Genomic DNA, 16,712 nt, shown 5'->3' on the forward strand with positions numbered 1-16,712 from the left:
CTCCTGACAAGCGCTGCGGAGGAGTATTCGGCGGCCCGGCCGTCAAGCGCAAGGGTGCCTTTCGGGCCGGTCCCCTCAATGAGGCGTGCGCGGGGCTCAGTTGGTGCGGATGGTGCGCTCCCCCGCCGGAATGTCGAGGGGGAGGGTGTTGCCCGGGGGCGGGAAGGGGCAGATGAAGTGGTCGGCGAAGGCGCAGGGCGGCAGCAGCGCGCGGTTGAAATCGACCGTCACCGAACCTCCCCCAGACTCCGTCCGGGGGGACCCCCAGGCGGGCGCCCCGGGCCGCAGGAAGCGGAACCTGTAGGTGGACTTCCCGCTGGTCCCGTCGGCGAAGACGGCCCACAGCGAGCCGTCGCCCTCCACCGCGACCTGGAGGGTGTGCTCCTGGCCGCCGAGCGTGAAGGCGATCTCCCCGGCGAGAGCGAGCCCGCGCTCCACGCCGTCGGCGTTCGCCACCTTCACCTGCCGTGCCTCGTACGGGCGGAAGGTGCCGGGCAGCCGGAACCGCTCCTCGTACGGGGTGGCGTCGATGCCCGCGAAGGCGCGCCGGGCCTCGGCCGCCGGGTCCCAGACGCGCACCGCCCACAGCCCCTCGCGGCGCAGCACCACGAGCCGCCGCTCGCCCTGGGCGAGGCGGGACTCGGCGACCGGCCCGGCGTCGGCCGCCAGCCGCACCTCACCGGTCAACGGCTCGCCGTCCAGGGCCAGTTGGTGCTCGGCTGCGGCGGTCAGCACCACCTCGTCACCGTCCTCGCGCCACCGGCCGAACTCCTCGGGTACGCCGTCCGCGAGCCAGTGGGTGCCGGTCAGCGCGAGCGGTCCGTACGGCGCGGAGACCGCCGCGACGCGCTGCTCGTGCCACTTCTTCCAGTCGAGCCGGTGGTCGGACCGGGGATCCTGCTGGGCATCCGTGCGCATGTGATCAACCTTTCCATACCGGGGTACGCAGCCCGAGGTGCGAGCGCAGCGTGGAGCCGGTGTATTCGGTGCGGAACGCGCCGCGTTCCTGGAGCAGCGGCACCACCCGGTCGACGAAGTCGTCCAGGCCGCCGGGGGTGAGGTGGGGTATGAGGATGAAGCCGTCGGCCGCGTCGCTCTGCACGAACGCGTCGAGCTGGGCGGCGACATCGCCGGGGGTGCCGATGAAGGACTGGCGTCCGGTGTTCTCGATGACGGTCTGCCGGATGGAGAGCCCCTTGGCCTCGGACAGGGCCCGCCACTTGGCGGCGATCTCGAAGGGGTTGGTGATTTTCACCCGGCCCTGCACGAGCGCCGAGTCCGGATCCGGGTCGATGTCGGGGAGGGGGCCGTCGGGGTCGTACGCGGACAGGTCGCGGCCCCAGATCTGTTCGAGGGCGAGGATCGCGTTCTGCGGCGAGACCTGCTGGTGGCGTATCTCGGCGGCCTTCTCCTGGGCTTCGGCCGCGGTGTCGCCGAGGACGAAGGTGACCCCGGGCATGATCTTGAGGTCGTCGGGCTCCCTGCCGTACCGGGCCAGGCGCCCCTTCACATCGGCGTAGAAGGCGCGGCCCGCCTCCAGGGTGCCGTGCCGGGTGAAGATGACATCGGCGGCCGAGGCGGCGAACTGGCGGCCCTCGTCGGAGTCGCCGGCCTGGATGACCACGGGGTGGCCCTGCGGGGAGCGCGGCACGCCGAACGTGCCCTCGATGGAGAAGTGCCGCCCGTGGTGGGCGAAGGGCCCGGGCGCCCCGCCCGGCCCCCGGGAGTCCCATAACTCCCTTGTGGTTGCGACAAATTCGGCGGCCCTGCCGTACCGGTCGGCGCGGTCGAGATAGCCGCCGCGGCGGAAGTTCTCGCCGGTGAAGGCATCCGGTGAGGTGACCACGTTCCAGGCGGCCCGGCCGCCGCTGAGGTGGTCGAGCGAGGCGAACCTGCGGGCGGTCTCGTACGGCTCGTTGAAGGTCGCGTTGACCGTGGCGGCGAGGCCCAGCCGGTCGGTGACCGCCGCCAGCGCGTTGAGCAGGGTGATCGACTCGGGCCGTCCCACCACGTCGAGATCGTGGATGCGGCCCTTGTGCTCGCGCAGCCGCAGCCCTTCGGCGAGGAAGAAGAAGTCGAACCTGCCGCGTTCGGCGGCCCGGGCGAGGTGCTCGAAGGACGAGAAGTCGATCTGCGAGGCGGAGCGGGGGTCGGCCCAGACGGTGGTGCTGTTGACGCCGGGGAAGTGGGCGGCGAGGTGGATCTGCTTCTTACGCTCGGTCATGGCGGGCTCCCCCGGCGGTGGCGTACTGGTTGACGGGCCGTGCCAGGCCCAGGTGTTCGCGAAGGGTGGCGCCCGGATAGAAGCGCCGGAGCAGACCGCGGTGCTGGAGGACGGGCACGGTCGCTGCGACGACGAGTCCGAGGTCGCGCTCGGGGTCGGCCGGGCGCAGGTGGAAGCCGTCGACGGCGCCCTCGGCGTGCCACTCGCCGATGAGACCGGCCAGTTCCACGGCGTCGGCGGTCGTGTGCAGCGCCACCGGGACCGAGCCGAGCACCCGCAGCCGCTCGGGGTTCCGGCCGTGCGCGCGGGCCCGGTCGCGCAGTTCCTCGCGGGCGGTGCGCGCGGCCGACGGGTCCTGCGTGCGGACGAGGGCGACATCGGCGTGCCGTGCGGCGGCGGCCCTCGGCCTGGCGGCGGTCGCGTCGATCACGGTGACCGGGTGGCCCTGCGGCGGCCGGGGCACGATGGCGGGCCCGCGCACCGAGAATGTACGCCCCTCGAAGTCGACGTAGTGCAGCTTGTCGCGGTCGATGAAGCGCCCTGTCGACTCGTCGCGTATCTCGGCGTCGTCCTCCCAGGAGTCCCACAACTTGGCTGCCACATCGGCGACTTCGCGTGCTTCGTGCCACGCTTCGGCCGCGCTGGCGGCGGACCGCCGCCCGAACAGCCTCGCCTCGGCCTCGGTGGTGGACACTTCGGGGCTCCAGCCGGCCCGGCCGCGGCTCACCCAGTCCAGCGTGGCGACGGCCGACGACACGTGGAACGGCTCGGTGTGGGTGGTGTTCACGGCCGGGACGAGCCCGATGCGTCCGGTGGCGGGGGCGAGGCGGGCCAGCACGGCGAGCGCGTCGAGCCCGGGCCGCGCGAAGGAGTCGCCGAGCGTCACGAAGTCGAGCGTCCCCCGCTCGGCGAGCCGGGCGAGCGCGGTGAAGTGAGCGGCGTCGTAGTGCCCGGCCGCGTCGATGGCGACGGCGAGGTGCACGGGGCTGCGGACGAGTGGTGCGGACATGGCTGGACCTCTCTGGGGTGGATGCCGGAGCTCGGCTCTGGGCGGGAGCCCGGCCTTCATGCGCTGGGCGGAAGAATCCCGGTCAGGCGCTGGGGTGGCGACACGCGAGGTCGCGCAGGACGCTCAGTGCGGCGCGGGCCGTGGCGTCGTTCTGCCGGAAGGCGGGGCCTCCGGTGCGCGGCCGGGTGAACGCCCCCGCCGCGCGGGCGACGGTGAAGGGACCGAGCGCGAACCGGCGCGGGTGCGCCCGCCCGTCGCGTCCGGTGATCCGGCCGTCCGCGGGCTCCACCTGGAGCAGCCCGGTCTCGGCCGCCCCGGCCCCGTCCTCGTACAGCGAGCGCAGCAGCGGGCTGCCGACGCGTTCGGCGGTGGGCTCGGGCAGCCGCGCCTCGACGAGCGCGGCCGCCTCGACCCACTGCCCCGGCACGCTGGCACTGCCCGCGCGGAAGACGCCCTTGGACTCGTCGGTCCCGACGCTGATCCCCGCGCCGAGGAAGCGCACCACCCCGGCGTCGGAGAGGGCGAGCAGTTGCCGCAGGCGGGGTCCGGGCGGGCCGGAGGCGAGGTAGCTGAAGAACCCGTGCCACCAGCCGCCCACGTCGCCGATGCGCAGCAGCTGGCCGTAGACCGAGAGCAGTCCGAGAAAGACGGCCAAGTCAGCACTGCGGGACGGATCATGACGTCTCGTCAGATCGGCTCGGAGGTGCGAACGCAGACCGTCCTGGAGGCTGTCGTACGAGGTGAAGCGGATCCCGTCGAGCGGGTGGTCGAGGGCTTCGAGGTCGAGGCGGTCGGCGGGGTCGGGCACGGCGGCGGCAATCAGGGCCGGGAGCCCGGGGCTGCCGGGGTCGGCGGCGGCGTACTTCTCCTCGAAGTCGGGCCAGTCGACGGCGGTGCGTTCGGGGTGGGCGGTGAACAGCCGGTGGTAGTGGGCGAAGCCCAGTTCCTTCTCGATCAGGGGCCAGATGTCGCGGCGGAAGTCGGGCCGGTGCGGGCGGCCGAGGAGTTCGTCCACCTCGGCGGGGCCGAAGAAACGCGGCAGCGGCGGACGTTCGCCGTGCCAGGCGTAGCCGAGCTTGGAGCGGTAGGGCACGCCGCGCCGGGAGCCGACGTACAGCACGGGCTCGCGGCCGGAGGGGTGGTAGGCGCCGGTCGCGTCGTAGCGGCCGCCGCGGCCTTCGGTGAGGAGCGCCATGAGGTCGACGAAGGCGAGTCCGAAGCCGCGGACGATCACGGGCTCGCCGGGACGCAGCGGTGACAGGTCGCTGTCGGCGGTGAAGGCGGGCGGCAGGTGCACCAGGCCGTGCCGGTCGGCGAAGTCGGCCAACCGGCACTGCTCGCCGTCGAGTTCGGCGTCCAGGTGGCCGATGGTGAGGACGACCACGTCGGCGGTGAGCGGCTCGCCGCGGCCTTCTAGCCACACCCGCTGGCGGCCTTCGTGCGGGCCGTCGATGCGGCGGGCCCGGGTGCGGTGCTCGTGCACGGTGACGGTGTCCGGCAGCGCGGCCACGGCGTCCTCGTACACCCAGCGCAGGTACTCACCCTGCGCCCGCCGGCTGGGGAAGCTGCGGGCTTCCGCGCCGGACCAGGCGGCGAGGGTGGGGCCGGGGCGCACCGGGCCCTCCTGCTGGACGGTGTCGTCGGTGAACATGGTGACGTCCTCGGCCATGGAGTTCATCCACAGCAGCGGCGACTGCCCGGCCCGCCAGATCCGTCCGCCGCCCGCGGGATACGGGTCGACCAGATGGATGTCGAGAGGCTCCTCCCCGTACAGGGAGGGGATGTTGGCGGCGAGCCGCTCCAGGAGTCCGGTCCCCCGCGGACCGGCTCCCACGACGACTACGGACGCGCGGTCGGGAAGGACGTCTTCAGGAACGGCGGACGGCCGCTCGGGGCGGGTGAGGCACATGCGAAGGCTCCGTGGATGCAGAGATCGAACACGGGAATGGCCTTCACGGACACACGGTGCGCAACGGTGCGGAACCGAGCCCCTCAGCACGGCTTCCGGTCCCGAGGCTATGCGCCGCACGCTGGAGGTTGTCAAGCTTGTCCGCACTGTGAGCGGTGCGTCCCTGCGCAGTTGACGCGGAAACGGATGGCTGTTCCACTTGGGCCATGCATCCGCAGCAGTGGCTGGTCACGCGCTCCCACATCGACTTCGGTCGAGTGTGGTCCTCGTCCTGTTGAGCTGACCCCCTGCACGGCTTCTTCGGCGCGCTGCCGCGCCGTTCTTCCGCGCCTTCACCTCACTGATCACTCGCGCACCCCTCCCCTCGCACGCACCTCAGTACCCGTTCGCACCCACCGCGGCGCCCTTGTCACTTCCGACTGCGACCTGGGCGCCGCCGAGCAGCGGACGGTCCGTCAGCAGTCGCAGCAGCTGCAGCAATCGCAGCAGTCACAGTCGCAGTTCCCGCAGTCGCCGCAGCCGCAGTCACAGTTGCCGCAGTCGCAGGCATTGCAGCAGCCCTCGCGCTTCTTGCGCGACCAGGGGCCCTCGTACGCGTCGGCGCAGCACATCCTGCAGGTGCAGCAGAGCCCGACGAAGGCGGCGCAGCCCGCCAGGAAGCCGCGCGGCTGGAGGCGCGGCGGCTCGGGGTCGAACCCGGGTCCGGCGGGACCGAAGGCGGCCTCGTGCGGATGGCCGCAGCTCACCGTGCCGAACGAGCGGTTCACGGACTGGCTCAGTTCGTGCGCGAGCAGGACGTGGGCGAGCCTTCCGTCCACGAAGTCGACCTCGCGCAGCGCGAGCCGGATGCCGTGCACCGCGTCGTCGGCGAGCCTGCGGGCCTCGGCGAGATCCGTGCCGGTCGCGGCGAGCGGGTTCCAGGCACCCGACGCGGCGTCAGCTTCCCGGTCCTCCACGGCATCCAGGAGATGCGCGAGCCGCCCGAAGAGCCGGCCGGCCTCGGCGAGCGGCTCCGCGTTGTGGGGCCTGCCGGCGAGGACGGCGGTGTGCGCGAACGCGGCCGCGGTGGCCGTCTCGGTGGGCTCGGTGACCGTCAGGAGCGAGGTGCCGGGGCCCGCGAGCGCCTCGATGCCGCCCTGCCGGTCGACCGCGTCGAGGAGCACGGCGGTGTCGAAGCCGAGCGAGGCTCCGGTGCGCGCCCCGGCCCGGTCCCAGCTCCTGGCGAGACGGCGGGCGGCGAGCGCGACCGGCCTGCGCGCCAACAGGCCGTCCCGGTCGGCCACGTGGTCGCGGACCTTGGCCGAGGCGAGGACCAGCGAGACGGCGGCCGCGAGGCGGGCCCCCTCGCCCTGCGCGACCGGAGCCGTACGCATCGCGCGCAGCGGGCAGGGTCCGGCGGTGCGCCGCCAGCCGGTGCTCCGTTCGGCCTGAGCCTCCGTCAGAACCGAGACGATCAGGCCGTCGTAGTTGGTCACGACCCGGGCGAGCTGCCCGTGGTCGGAGCGAAGTGCCAGGCAGAGGCCGCAGAGATGGGCCATCCACTCGGTCTTCAGCCCCTCGCCGAGCCGGTGCGAACAGGGCCTGACGATTCCGAACACGGCTCTCCCCCACGTGGCGTTGGGCACCACGCCCAACGCGTCGATCTTCAGTGCGGCACGCATCGTATCGAGTCATCCGTTCACCCGTACGACCCCTGTCTCACCCGTGTGGAGGGACATACATATTTTTGTTACACCGGATCCCCTGTACCGCCCCAGCCCTAGAGGATTCCTGACGAATCGCCACATGTTCTGTGCCAGTACCGTCACGAATCACCTGCGCGGCGACTATCCACTTGGCGCGGTATCCGCATCATGGACGACCATAGGGATGCGGAACGGAAGATGTAGCAAGAAGAAGACCGCTGTGAGAGGAGGCGTCCATGGGATCGGTGCGCAAGGCCAGTGCCTGGCTGGGACTTGTCGAGGACAACGACGACCGCTACTACGACGACGAGTACACCGAGGGTGCCGCCGAGCCCGGCGAGGCCTGGGTGACCGACCCGCGGGTGCGGGTGGCCTCCGACGCGGCCGAGGAGCAGGGCCGCCGGATCGCCACCGTCACTCCGGACGGCTTCCGGGACGCGCGGGGCATCGGCGAGCTGTTCCGCGAGGGCGTCCCGGTGATCGTGAACCTGACGAGCATGGACGCGGGTGACGCCAAGCGCGTCGTCGACTTCGCGGCCGGGCTCACCTTCGGCCTGCGCGGCTCCATCGAACGCGTGGCGACGAGGGTCTTCCTGCTGACCCCCGCCGACACCCAGATCGTCAGCGGCGAGGCCGCGGGCCGCCAGACCGGCGGCTTCTTCAACCAGAGCTGAGTTCCCGATGGCTCCCGGCCACGACCACCGCCGAGCCGGGCGCTCACCGGATCATCGTTCCTAGCGGAACGCGTCCAGTCCGGTGAGCGCCTTGCCGAGCACCAACTGGTGCATTTCCACGGTGCCTTCATAGGTGAGCACCGATTCCAGGTTGGTGGCGTGCCGCATCACCGGGTACTCCAGCGAGATCCCGTTCGCGCCGAGGATGGTGCGCGAGGTGCGGCAGATCTCGATCGCCTCCCGTACGTTGTTGAGCTTTCCGAAGCTGACCTGCTCGGGGCGGAGCCGTCCCGCGTCCAGGCGCCGGCCCAGGTGGTGGGCGAGCAGGATCCCCTTGTGCAGTTCGAGCGCCATGTCGGCGAGCTTGGCCTGGGTGAGCTGGAAGCCGCCGATGGGCTTGCCGAACTGTTCGCGGGTCTTCGCGTAGTCGAGCGCCGCCTCGAAGGAGGCGCGGGCCGCGCCCATCGCGCCCCAGACGATTCCGTACCGCGCGTGCGAGAGGCAGCTGAGCGGGCCCCCCAGCCCGGTGACCTCCGGGAGTACGGCGTCGGCGGGCAGCCGCACCTCGTCGAGGACCAGCTCGCTGGTGACGCTGGCCCGCAGCGACCACTTGTGCTTGATCTCGGGGGCCGTGAAGCCCGGGGCGCCGGTCGGCACCACGAACCCGCGGATGCCGTCGTCGGTCTGGGCCCACACCACGGCGACGCCCGCCACCGAGCCGTTGGTGATCCACATCTTGCGGCCGTTCAGCACCCAGTCGGTGCCGTCCTTCTTGGCGTACATGCGCATCCCGGCCGGGTCGGAGCCGTGGTCGGGCTCGGTGAGGCCGAAGCAGCCGATGATCTCGCCCGCCGCCATCCCGGGCAGCCAGCGCTGCTTCTGCTCCTCGGAGCCGAACCGCCAGATCGCGTACATGGCGAGCGAGCCCTGTACGGAGACGAGCGAGCGGATGCCGGAGTCGGCGGCCTCCAGCTCCAGGCAGGCGAGGCCGTACTGCACGGCGGTGGCGCCCGCGCAGCCGTAGCCGGTCAGGGACATGCCCAGCGCGCCGATCGCGCCGAGTTCGCGGGCCAGTTCGCGGATGCCGGGCAGTTCGCCGTTCTCGTACCACTGGGCGATGTGCGGCAGGACCCGGTCGGCGGCCCAGGAGCGCACGGTGCCGCGGATCGCGAGGTCCTCGGCGCTCAGCAGGTCGTCGATGCCGAGCGGGTCGGCCGGGTCGAAGGGGGGCAGCTTGGAGGAAGGAGCGGACATGAGGGCGCCTCCGCGGCTCTCGCTCAACTAAAACTAGCAATGTTAGTTATTACCTGAGCGCTGACGTTACGGGTCAGTGTCCCGCGCGTCCAGACTCGGCGGTCGCCACATCGCCGGGCCGCGCCGGGGACGGCAGCTTCACGCTGAGCGGCTGCGCCTGCCGCGGCTCGGCCTCGGGCGCCGACTCCGGCCCCGCCACCGAGCAGTCCATGATCCGCGGGAGCCGCAGCCCGGCCACCGCGCCGAGCAGAAGGAGTGCGGCGCTGACGAACAGCGTCACGTGCAGACCGTGCACGAAGGCGTTCCGGGCCGCGCCGCGCAGCGCCTCACCCGCCGGGCCGCCGAGGTGGTCGGCGACGTCGTAGGCCTCGCCGAGCGAATCGGCCGCGGCGGCCGACGCCTTGACGGGGACCCCGCCGACCGAGGCGAGCCCGGGGGCGTAGGCGGCGTTCATGACGCTGCCGAGCAGGGCTATGCCCATGCCAGCGCCGAGCTGGTAGGAGGTCTCGCCGATGGCGGCCGCGCCACCGGCCCGCTCGGCCGGGGCCTCGCTGAGCATCGATTCGTACGCCGCGAACAGCGTGGTCTGGAAGCCGAAGCCGAGCAGGACGAAGGAGACGAACATCAGGGCCGGCCAGTCGGTCTGGCCCATCAGGGCCAGCAGCAGCACGGCGGCCGCGGTCAGCACGAAGCCCGTACAGACCATCCGGCGCGGGCCGAGCCTGCGCAGCGTGTACGAGCCGGTCGCGCCCGCCGCCATCGCGGCGAAGGTGAGCGGCAGCATGCGCAGTCCGGTGGCGAGCGGGGAGAGCCCGAGGACCAGCTGGAGGTACTGGACCGCGATGAGTTCGAGGCCGACCAGCGCCAGCATGGCCACGACGATGCAGCCGACCGAGGTGGCGAACGCGGGCCGGGAGAACATCCGGATGTCGATGAGCGGATGTGTGCGGCGCCGCTGCCTGCGGACGAAGAGGACGAGCAGCGCGGCGCCGAGGCAGAGCGCAGCGAGGGTGCGGTCGTCGATGATGCCGGAGCCGCTGCCGAGCCACTTCACGCCGAGCACGACGGCGAGGATGCCGCCCGCCGCCAGCAACGCGCCGAGCACGTCCCAGGGTCCGTCGGAGCTGCCTTTGGACTCGGGCAGGATCCAGCGGCCGAGCGGCAGGATCAGCGCCATCAGCGGGATGTTGACGAGGAAGACCGAGCCCCACCAGAAGTGCTGGACGAGGAAGCCGCCGAGCACCGGTCCGGTGGCGGCGCCGATCGCGGCGACCGCCGTCCAGATGCCGATGGCGGTGGCCCGCTCGCGGCGGTCGGGGAAGACGACGCGGACGATGGAGAGCGTGGCGGGCATGATCATCGCGCCGCCGATGCCGAGCAGCGCGCGGGCGGCTATCAGCACCGGCGCCGATTCAGCGAGCGCGGCGACCGCCGAGGCGGCGCCGAAGATCCCGTAGCCGAGCAGCAGGATCCGGCGCCGGCCCACCCGGTCGCCGAGCGTGCCGAAGAGGATGAGGAGGGCGGCGCAGACCAGGGGGTAGGCGTCGACGATCCACAGGAGTTCCACCGGGCCGGGCCGCAGGCCCTCGGTGACCGAGGGGATCGCGACATGCAGGACGGTGGCGTCGAGCGCCACGAACAACAGGCTCACACAGAGGACGACGAGGACGACCCAGCGGTTGGGACCGCCGGCAGCAGCACGCGCTCGTGCACCGGCCGTGGTCGTCCCTGTCATGTACGTACCTCCCAGTACTGCGGGCCGGGCCGGGCCCGGGACGGTGCGGTCGCATCGGACCGTCCGTCACCACTCTCGCGGTCGGCGGGCCCGGCGGACCAGTGACCAGCCCTGAATCGGGTTGGCGTGCCCGGGAGCCCGGCATCGACGGGCGAGTGATTGGTCAGCGTACGCGAGTTCGCCGCGGTGGCGCGTGGTCCACCTCTCACCCCGAAGACCGCAGGAGTGTGGCGTGCGCCACGCCGCGCCGGGCCCCGAGATGATCTTTACGCTCCGTACCGGACCGGTGACCGAAGGGTGAATTTCGCTCCCCCACCCGGCAAACGGAATTCCATGGGATACAAACAGGCCCTTCCGGAGGTGAGTCGAATGAATAGAGCGCAAGGCCGCCGGGTATTCCGGAGGGCCCGGGAATAAAGGCGGGCGTGAGACATACTCCACATCACATCGTCATCACAAAGACCCCGGATCGGCCTGGACCGTCACTCACTCGCTGTAACGTCGATTGAGTGCGTACTGACCGAATCTTCGCCCGCCTGGACCGGGAGCCCGAGCCACCGAAGATAGAGATCCCGCGGATGAGCCGTCACCGCGGGGTCCTCTTCGGCGCGACGATGGTGTTCTACCTCGCCATCGTCGTGGCCGTGCTGACCTCGTCCTGGCTCGTCGAGCTGGACTGGAAGGTCATGCTGTTCCGGCCGTACGAGCACTGGCCGCAATGGCACGCCTTCCTGGACTACTTCGTGGTCCTCGGCCAGCGCGGGCCGACCGCCGTGATGGTCATGGCGTGGCTGGGCTGGCGCTCCTGGCGCCAGCACACACTGCGGCCGCTCCTGACGCTCGGGGCGGCCCTGCTGCTGCTCAACATGACGGTCGGTTCGGTCAAGCTCGGCCTCGGAAGGCTGGGCCCGCACTACGCCACGCAGATAGGGTCCGCCGAGCTCTTCGCCGGCGGCGACATATTTCCCTCGGGGCACACCGCCAACGCGGTCGTGACCTGGGGCATCCTGGCCTACCTCGCCACCACTCCGCGCGCCCGCCGCTGGCTCTCGGTCATCTCGGCCATGGTCGCCCTCGGAGTCGGCGCGACCACGGTCTACCTCGGTACGCACTGGGTCAGCGATGTGCTCCTCGGCTGGGCGGCCGGGCTGCTCATCCTGCTCGCCCTGCCCTGGATGGAGCCGCTGATCGCCCGCGCCGAGGCGTTCGTCTTCGCGGTGCGCGAGAAGGTGCGCGAGCGCCGGCGGACCCGGGTCGCGACCGCCCCGGTCCCGGTGCCGGCCCGTACGGTGCCCGCGATGCTGCCCCAGCGCGGCCACGACGAGGACGGGGCCCCGGAGCGCGAGCCGGTCGGCGCGGCGAGCGGGCGCGGCTCCAGCAGGCCGCTCCCGGCCAGGCCCTACCAGCCGGCCCGTTCGGAGCGGCCGCCGGTCGTCCCGGCGGGCACCCGGCGCCCGCCGCACACCGAGCGGTCGCCGCGCACCGCCCCGGCCCGCCCCCTGGGCGGCTGACGGCAGCGGAACGGCGGGGACGGTACGCACAGGCCAACCCCCGCGGCACGAAGGCCCCCGGTCCATACCGGGGGCCTTCGTCGTTGTCGCGCGGGAACCGGCTCAGCCGTGCCAGCAGCGGGTGACCGTGCCGTCCTCGACCTCGAAGTTCAGCCGGCCCGCCAGGTACTCCATGGTGATGATCGAGCCCGGCGGCAGCGACCTGACGGGGGACCAGCCGCGCGACCTGGCCAGCTGCTCGGCGCCCTCGGCGTCGAGGCCGACATAGGACTCGGGGGCGTCGTCGGGATGTGCTGAGTGGGACGGTATGGGTGCCATACAACCCACCGTAGGCGGGTCAGCCCGGCGACGGAAGCCGGGGCCGTCAGGGGCCCGCCGACCTGGTGGGAACCCGCTGGTTGTCCGCCTCCGGTGCCCCACCAGTCACACTTCTGTCACAGGATCGAGGCTCGGGTCTGCCTCGAACTACGTCACTCATACGGGCAGTTCCTGACCTCTTGCCCAGTTATCGCACACACCGGTTCCGGCCACTCGAACACATTCCTGGAATTGACAGAATTCTTACGCCGGACACTCTGGGAATTCCCTCCCGACAGCGCCCCGAATGAAATTGGCGGCGCATAGGAATTCACCGCACCCTTACACGATCCCTACCCGGAACCCCGTGACCGGGACCGTCGGTGCTCGGCCAGATGGCCCACGCCCTCTGTTGCGCCGGGCCGGACCGCGAGCATCATGGCCCCCGGCCTGACGCCAGACAGCTCTGGGGGTGCAATGGGTACGGAGACAGTGACCCCGGCGGCGGAACCCAGGCGGGCCACCCGGCCCGGCGCGGTGCTCCTCGACTGGCTGACCACCACCGACCACAAGAAGATCGGGCACCTCTACCTGATCACGTCGTTCGTCTTCTTCCTGATCGCCGGCGCGATGGCGCTCCTGATGCGGGCCGAACTGGCCCGCCCCGGGCTCCAGATCATGACCAACGAGGAGTACAACCAGCTCTTCACGCTGCACGGCACGATCATGCTGCTGCTCTTCGCGACGCCCACCTTCGCCGGTTTCGCCAACGCAATCATGCCGCTGCAGATCGGCTCCCCGGACGTGGCCTTCCCCCGGCTGAACATGCTGGCGTACTGGATGTTCCTCTTCGGCGGTCTGATCGTGCTCGGCTCGCTGCTGCTGCCGACGGGCCCCGCGAGCTTCGGCTGGTTCGCCTACGCGCCGCTCAACTCGCTGACCCGCTCCCCCGGCGCGGGCGCCGACCTCTGGATCATGGGGCTCGCGCTCTCCGGCTTCGGCACGATCCTCGGCTCGGTCAACTTCCTGACCACCATCATCACGATGCGCGCCCCCGGCATGACGATGTTCCGGATGCCGGTCTTCACCTGGAACATCCTGTTCACGTCGGTCCTGGTGCTGATCGCGTTCCCGGTGCTCGCGGCGGCGCTGCTCGTCCTGGAGGCGGACCGCAGGTTCGGCTCGGTGGTCTTCGAGGCGCAGTACGGGGGCGCGCTGCTGTGGCAGCACCTCTTCTGGTTCTTCGGCCATCCCGAGGTCTACATCATCGCGCTGCCGTTCTTCGGCATCATCACGGAGATCATCCCGGTCTTCGCACGCAAGCCGATCTTCGGCTACATGACCCTGATCGGAGCGACGGCGGCCATCACCGGCCTGTCCGTCGTGGTGTGGGCCCACCACATGTTCGCGACCGGAGCGGTGCTGCTGCCGTTCTTCTCGTTCATGTCGTTCCTGATCGCGGTGCCGACCGGGGTGAAGTTCTTCAACTGGACGGGCACGATGCTCAGGGGCTCGCTGAGCTTCGAGACCCCGATGCTGTGGGCGGTCGGCTTCCTGGTGAGCTTCCTGTTCGGCGGCCTGACGGGCGTCATCCTGGCCTCCCCGCCGCTGGACTTCCACGTCACCGACTCGTACTTCGTGGTGGCGCACTTCCACTACGTGGTGTTCGGCACGGTGGTGTTCGCGACCTTCGGCGGCTTCTACTTCTGGTGGCCGAAACTCACCGGCAAGATGCTCGACGAACGGCTCGGCAAGATCCAGTTCTGGACGCTCTTCATCGGCTTCCACACCACCTTCCTGGTCCAGCACTGGCTGGGCGCCGCGGGCATGCCGCGCCGGTACGCGGACTACTTGGCGGCGGACGGCTTCACCACGCTCAACATGATCTCGTCCATCGGCGCGTTCCTCCTCGGCCTCTCCAACCTGCCCTTCTTCTACAACGTCTGGAAGACGGCGAAGTACGGCAAGAAGGTGGAGGTCGACGACCCGTGGGGGTTCGGCCGCTCGCTGGAGTGGGCGACGTCGTGCCCGCCGCCCCGGCACAACTTCGTGGCCATCCCCCGGATCCGCACCGAGGCCCCGGCCTTCGACCTGCACCACCCGGAGTTCGCCCCGTTCCGCGACGACCTGCCGAAAGACCTGCGGCCGGAGATCGGTGCGGGGACCGACGGGGAGACCCGCTAACCCGCCGCCGCGTCCACGCGTACGCTCAGATCGTTGGCGCCCGTGTAGTACGGCCGGACCACTCCCGGGCCCACCCGCGACCCCGGGTACACGAAGATCACCTGTTTCAGCGGGACGTCGTCCAGGATGCGGGCGAGGCGGACCGCGGCGGTGCCGGTGACCAGCCACAGGTCCCAGAGCCATTCCTTCGCGTCGAGCCCCTCCGCGAGCGGCGCGTAGGGCAGCGTGAAGGTGAAGCCGTCGCCCTCGGCGGTCGCGGGCACCCGGTGGACCCGGCCGCCCCCGCCTCGCAGCCGCGCCTCCACGACCGCGTCCGGGCCCAGCCCTGTTCCGTACAGCCGTCCCTGAACGGTGACCGCGCCCTCGCCGAAGCCGATCGTGCCGGTCTCGGCGTGCGGCTTGCGCAGCCAGCTGCGGACGATGAGCTCGCCGGACCGCCCGGCGTACGGAATGCGCACCGCGACCCGGTCGGCGTCCGGACCGGGCTCCCGGTCGACCAGCGCGCGCAGGTCCCGGGTCCCCGGCTCCAGGCGCTGTTCCTCCTCACCGACGCGCAGGTACCCGTCCCACAGGCCCTCGGCGAGCTCGACCGTGCTGGGCAGCACCGCCCGGAGCCGGCCTTCGGCGGCCGGGGTGAGCGGCAGCAGCACATCGGGGCCCGGGTTCGCGCCGCGCCGGCGCAGGACGAGCGTGGCGCCCGGCCGGCCGGCCCCCGTGATGTCGAAGGTCACCCCGCCCGCGGAGTCGGCGATGCAGTCGGCGCGCGGCGTGGCGGATGCGCTGCCCGTGTCCGGGGACTCGGCGGTGGTGGTCATGCGGTCTGCCCTTTCCGGAGCACTCTGGCGGCCTTGTGGCGCAGGGCGTAGGCCCCGTCGAGGGCGGTGCTGCGGGCCCGGTGCAGCGAATCGCTCAGCACCCCGGCGGAGCGGCTGCCGCCGCCCTGGGCGTGCAGCTCGGCGAAGATCGCCTCGTGGCGTTCGGCGATCCGGGCGGGGTCGAAGCGCTCGGAATTGTGCAGCGCCGCCTTGGCCATGCGGTGGCGCAGTCCGTCGTCCTGGATCAGTTCGAGCAGGGCCGCGGCCACCGCATCGGCGTTGCCCGTTTCGACCAGCCGGCCGTCCCCCCCGTCCTGGATGATTTCGCGTGGCCCCTGTGGACAGTCGGTGGAGACGACGGGGAGGCCGCAGCGCATCGCCTCGACGATGGTCATGCCGAAGGACTCGTGGCTGGAGGTGACGGCCGCGACGGAGCCCTTGACCCACTCGCTCTCAAGATGGCCTGCCAGGCCCATAAGGAACACATTGTTGTAGAGGCCAAGATCGTCAATGAGGTTGCGCAGGGCTTCCCGTTCGTTCCCGAAGGCGTCACCGGAACCGTAGATCCGCAGCCGCCAGTCCGGCCGTACGGCGACCACGCGAGCGAAGGCCCGCACCAGCAGGTCGTACCGCTTGACCGGGGTGAGCCGCCCGGCCGCGACGACCAGTCTGGCATCGCCCGAGGCGGGCTCGATGCGGGGCGCGGGCACGCTGTTGGGCACCGCGTCGACGCGTACGCCGGGGAGCCGCAGCTCCTGGTAGGCGGCCGCGTCGGCGCGGGTGACCGTGGTGATCGCGTCGAGCAGCGGGTAGGAGTGGCCGATCTCGCTGCGCAGCCGGTAGCTGTGTCCGGCGAGGGTCAGGTGTTCCTGGCCGACCCGGACCACGCCGGGCCGGGTCTCGCGCGCGATGTGCACGTTGAGCCCGGGCCGGGTGCCGACGACGACGTCCGCCTCGATCGCCCGCAGATGGGCCGCGATGCGGTCGTCGGTGAGCCGGCTGTACTGGCTGTGGCGTCCGTCGCCGCGCGGGAAGACCTTGGCCGGCTGCCGGTGCCGGGGGTGGTCGCCGTCGTATCCGGCGCTGTTCTTGCGGAGGTCCACCAGGTGCTTGAGGCGGACGCCCTCGGGCGCGGTGAGGGTGGGCTCGTCGTGGTGGCGGAAGACGGAGACGATCTCGACGTCGTGCCGCCGGGCCAGCTCACCGGCGAGGTTGAAGGTGGACCGGATGGTGCCGCCCAGGCTGTACGCGTTGTGCAGCAGGAATGAGATGTGCATGCGCCACGCGTCCCCTTGGTCGTTCGATCGATCGGTCGATCGATCATCCGCTTGATCATTCGGCCGGCCAGGTCGGTCGGGACCGGTGCCCCGGTCAGCAACGGACTGTACTTGGCTCGCCCGTCACCTGTACTCCAG

The 16,712-nt window shown here is 71.4% G+C and carries 13 protein-coding genes; 3 read left to right on the forward strand and 10 right to left on the reverse strand.

All coding sequences use genetic code 11. The features are described 5' to 3' along the window. Positions 1-96: 96 nt before the first annotated feature. From ACIBK6_RS13735 to ACIBK6_RS13755, 5 genes are all read right to left on the reverse strand, one after another. Entirely contained in the window at positions 97-918 is an 822-nt protein-coding gene (locus ACIBK6_RS13735; protein WP_399051382.1) for a DUF1684 domain-containing protein, read from the reverse strand. Between the two features lie 4 nt (positions 919-922). Next, on the reverse strand, positions 923-2,224 hold the full coding sequence (locus tag ACIBK6_RS13740) for an LLM class flavin-dependent oxidoreductase (RefSeq protein ID WP_399051383.1): 1,302 nt from the start codon (positions 2,222-2,224) through the stop codon (positions 923-925). Next, positions 2,211-3,233, reverse strand: coding sequence for an LLM class flavin-dependent oxidoreductase (locus ACIBK6_RS13745; RefSeq protein ID WP_399051384.1), 1,023 nt, complete (start codon positions 3,231-3,233; stop codon positions 2,211-2,213). Before ACIBK6_RS13745 ends, ACIBK6_RS13740 begins: the two co-directional genes overlap by 14 nt. A gap of 82 nt (positions 3,234-3,315) precedes the next feature. Next, positions 3,316-5,142 (reverse strand): FAD/NAD(P)-binding protein, encoded by a 1,827-nt coding sequence (locus ACIBK6_RS13750; RefSeq protein ID WP_399051385.1) that lies wholly within the window; start codon positions 5,140-5,142, stop codon positions 3,316-3,318. A gap of 455 nt (positions 5,143-5,597) precedes the next feature. Next, complete coding sequence (locus ACIBK6_RS13755) at positions 5,598-6,740, reverse strand: DUF5685 family protein (RefSeq protein ID WP_399051450.1); 1,143 nt, start codon at positions 6,738-6,740, stop codon at positions 5,598-5,600. A gap of 323 nt (positions 6,741-7,063) precedes the next feature. Between ACIBK6_RS13755 and ACIBK6_RS13760 the strand changes: the two genes are divergently transcribed. Continuing rightward, the gene (locus ACIBK6_RS13760) at positions 7,064-7,501 is read left to right on the forward strand and encodes a cell division protein SepF (protein WP_399051386.1); all 438 of its coding nucleotides are present in this window, start codon (positions 7,064-7,066) and stop codon (positions 7,499-7,501) included. A gap of 60 nt (positions 7,502-7,561) precedes the next feature. On the opposite strand, the gene ACIBK6_RS13765 is transcribed toward ACIBK6_RS13760, so the two are convergent. Next, positions 7,562-8,755: an acyl-CoA dehydrogenase family protein gene (locus ACIBK6_RS13765; RefSeq protein WP_399051387.1), complete on the reverse strand. Its 1,194-nt coding sequence runs from the start codon at positions 8,753-8,755 to the stop codon at positions 7,562-7,564. A 73-nt stretch (positions 8,756-8,828) separates the two neighbouring features. Beyond that, entirely contained in the window at positions 8,829-10,490 is a 1,662-nt protein-coding gene (locus ACIBK6_RS13770; protein WP_399051388.1) for an MFS transporter, read from the reverse strand. A gap of 509 nt (positions 10,491-10,999) precedes the next feature. On the opposite strand from ACIBK6_RS13770, the gene ACIBK6_RS13775 reads away from it, so the two are divergent. Continuing rightward, entirely contained in the window at positions 11,000-12,001 is a 1,002-nt protein-coding gene (locus ACIBK6_RS13775) for a phosphatase PAP2 family protein (RefSeq protein ID WP_399051389.1), read from the forward strand. A gap of 102 nt (positions 12,002-12,103) precedes the next feature. Here the strand turns inward: ACIBK6_RS13775 and ACIBK6_RS13780 are convergent, their stop codons facing one another. Beyond that, complete coding sequence (locus tag ACIBK6_RS13780; protein WP_399051390.1) at positions 12,104-12,319, reverse strand: I78 family peptidase inhibitor; 216 nt, start codon at positions 12,317-12,319, stop codon at positions 12,104-12,106. A 456-nt stretch (positions 12,320-12,775) separates the two neighbouring features. On the opposite strand from ACIBK6_RS13780, the gene ctaD reads away from it, so the two are divergent. Then, entirely contained in the window at positions 12,776-14,482 is a 1,707-nt protein-coding gene (ctaD, locus tag ACIBK6_RS13785; protein WP_399051391.1) for a cytochrome c oxidase subunit I, read from the forward strand. On the opposite strand, the gene ACIBK6_RS13790 is transcribed toward ctaD, so the two are convergent. Both ACIBK6_RS13790 and ACIBK6_RS13795 read right to left on the reverse strand, forming a co-directional pair. Beyond that, the gene (locus ACIBK6_RS13790) at positions 14,479-15,297 is read right to left on the reverse strand and encodes a transferase (RefSeq protein WP_399051392.1); all 819 of its coding nucleotides are present in this window, start codon (positions 15,295-15,297) and stop codon (positions 14,479-14,481) included. The two genes, ctaD and ACIBK6_RS13790, sit on opposite strands and share 4 nt — an antisense overlap. Beyond that, positions 15,294-16,574: a glycosyltransferase family 4 protein gene (locus tag ACIBK6_RS13795; RefSeq protein ID WP_399051393.1), complete on the reverse strand. Its 1,281-nt coding sequence runs from the start codon at positions 16,572-16,574 to the stop codon at positions 15,294-15,296. The genes ACIBK6_RS13790 and ACIBK6_RS13795 overlap by 4 nt, the downstream gene beginning before the upstream one ends. Positions 16,575-16,712: the final 138 nt, after the last annotated feature.

The sequence above is a fragment of the Streptomyces sp. NPDC050485 genome, from assembly GCF_044458185.1.
GTDB lineage: Bacteria > Actinomycetota > Actinomycetes > Streptomycetales > Streptomycetaceae > Streptomyces.

What these genes read in the sequence shown, in the direction of transcription:
- ACIBK6_RS13735 (WP_399051382.1), bottom strand. Translation starts at nt 918, where the DNA reads ATGCGCACGGATGCCCAGCAGGATCCCCGGTCCGACCACCGGCTCGAC.
- ACIBK6_RS13740 (WP_399051383.1), bottom strand. Translation starts at nt 2,224, where the DNA reads ATGACCGAGCGTAAGAAGCAGATCCACCTCGCCGCCCACTTCCCCGGC.
- ACIBK6_RS13745 (WP_399051384.1), bottom strand. Translation starts at nt 3,233, where the DNA reads ATGTCCGCACCACTCGTCCGCAGCCCCGTGCACCTCGCCGTCGCCATC.
- ACIBK6_RS13750 (WP_399051385.1), bottom strand. Translation starts at nt 5,142, where the DNA reads ATGTGCCTCACCCGCCCCGAGCGGCCGTCCGCCGTTCCTGAAGACGTC.
- ACIBK6_RS13760 (WP_399051386.1), top strand. Translation starts at nt 7,064, where the DNA reads ATGGGATCGGTGCGCAAGGCCAGTGCCTGGCTGGGACTTGTCGAGGAC.
- ACIBK6_RS13765 (WP_399051387.1), bottom strand. Translation starts at nt 8,755, where the DNA reads ATGTCCGCTCCTTCCTCCAAGCTGCCCCCCTTCGACCCGGCCGACCCG.
- ACIBK6_RS13770 (WP_399051388.1), bottom strand. Translation starts at nt 10,490, where the DNA reads ATGACAGGGACGACCACGGCCGGTGCACGAGCGCGTGCTGCTGCCGGC.
- ACIBK6_RS13780 (WP_399051390.1), bottom strand. Translation starts at nt 12,319, where the DNA reads ATGGCACCCATACCGTCCCACTCAGCACATCCCGACGACGCCCCCGAG.
- ctaD (WP_399051391.1), top strand. Translation starts at nt 12,776, where the DNA reads ATGGGTACGGAGACAGTGACCCCGGCGGCGGAACCCAGGCGGGCCACC.
- ACIBK6_RS13790 (WP_399051392.1), bottom strand. Translation starts at nt 15,297, where the DNA reads ATGACCACCACCGCCGAGTCCCCGGACACGGGCAGCGCATCCGCCACG.
- ACIBK6_RS13795 (WP_399051393.1), bottom strand. Translation starts at nt 16,574, where the DNA reads ATGCACATCTCATTCCTGCTGCACAACGCGTACAGCCTGGGCGGCACC.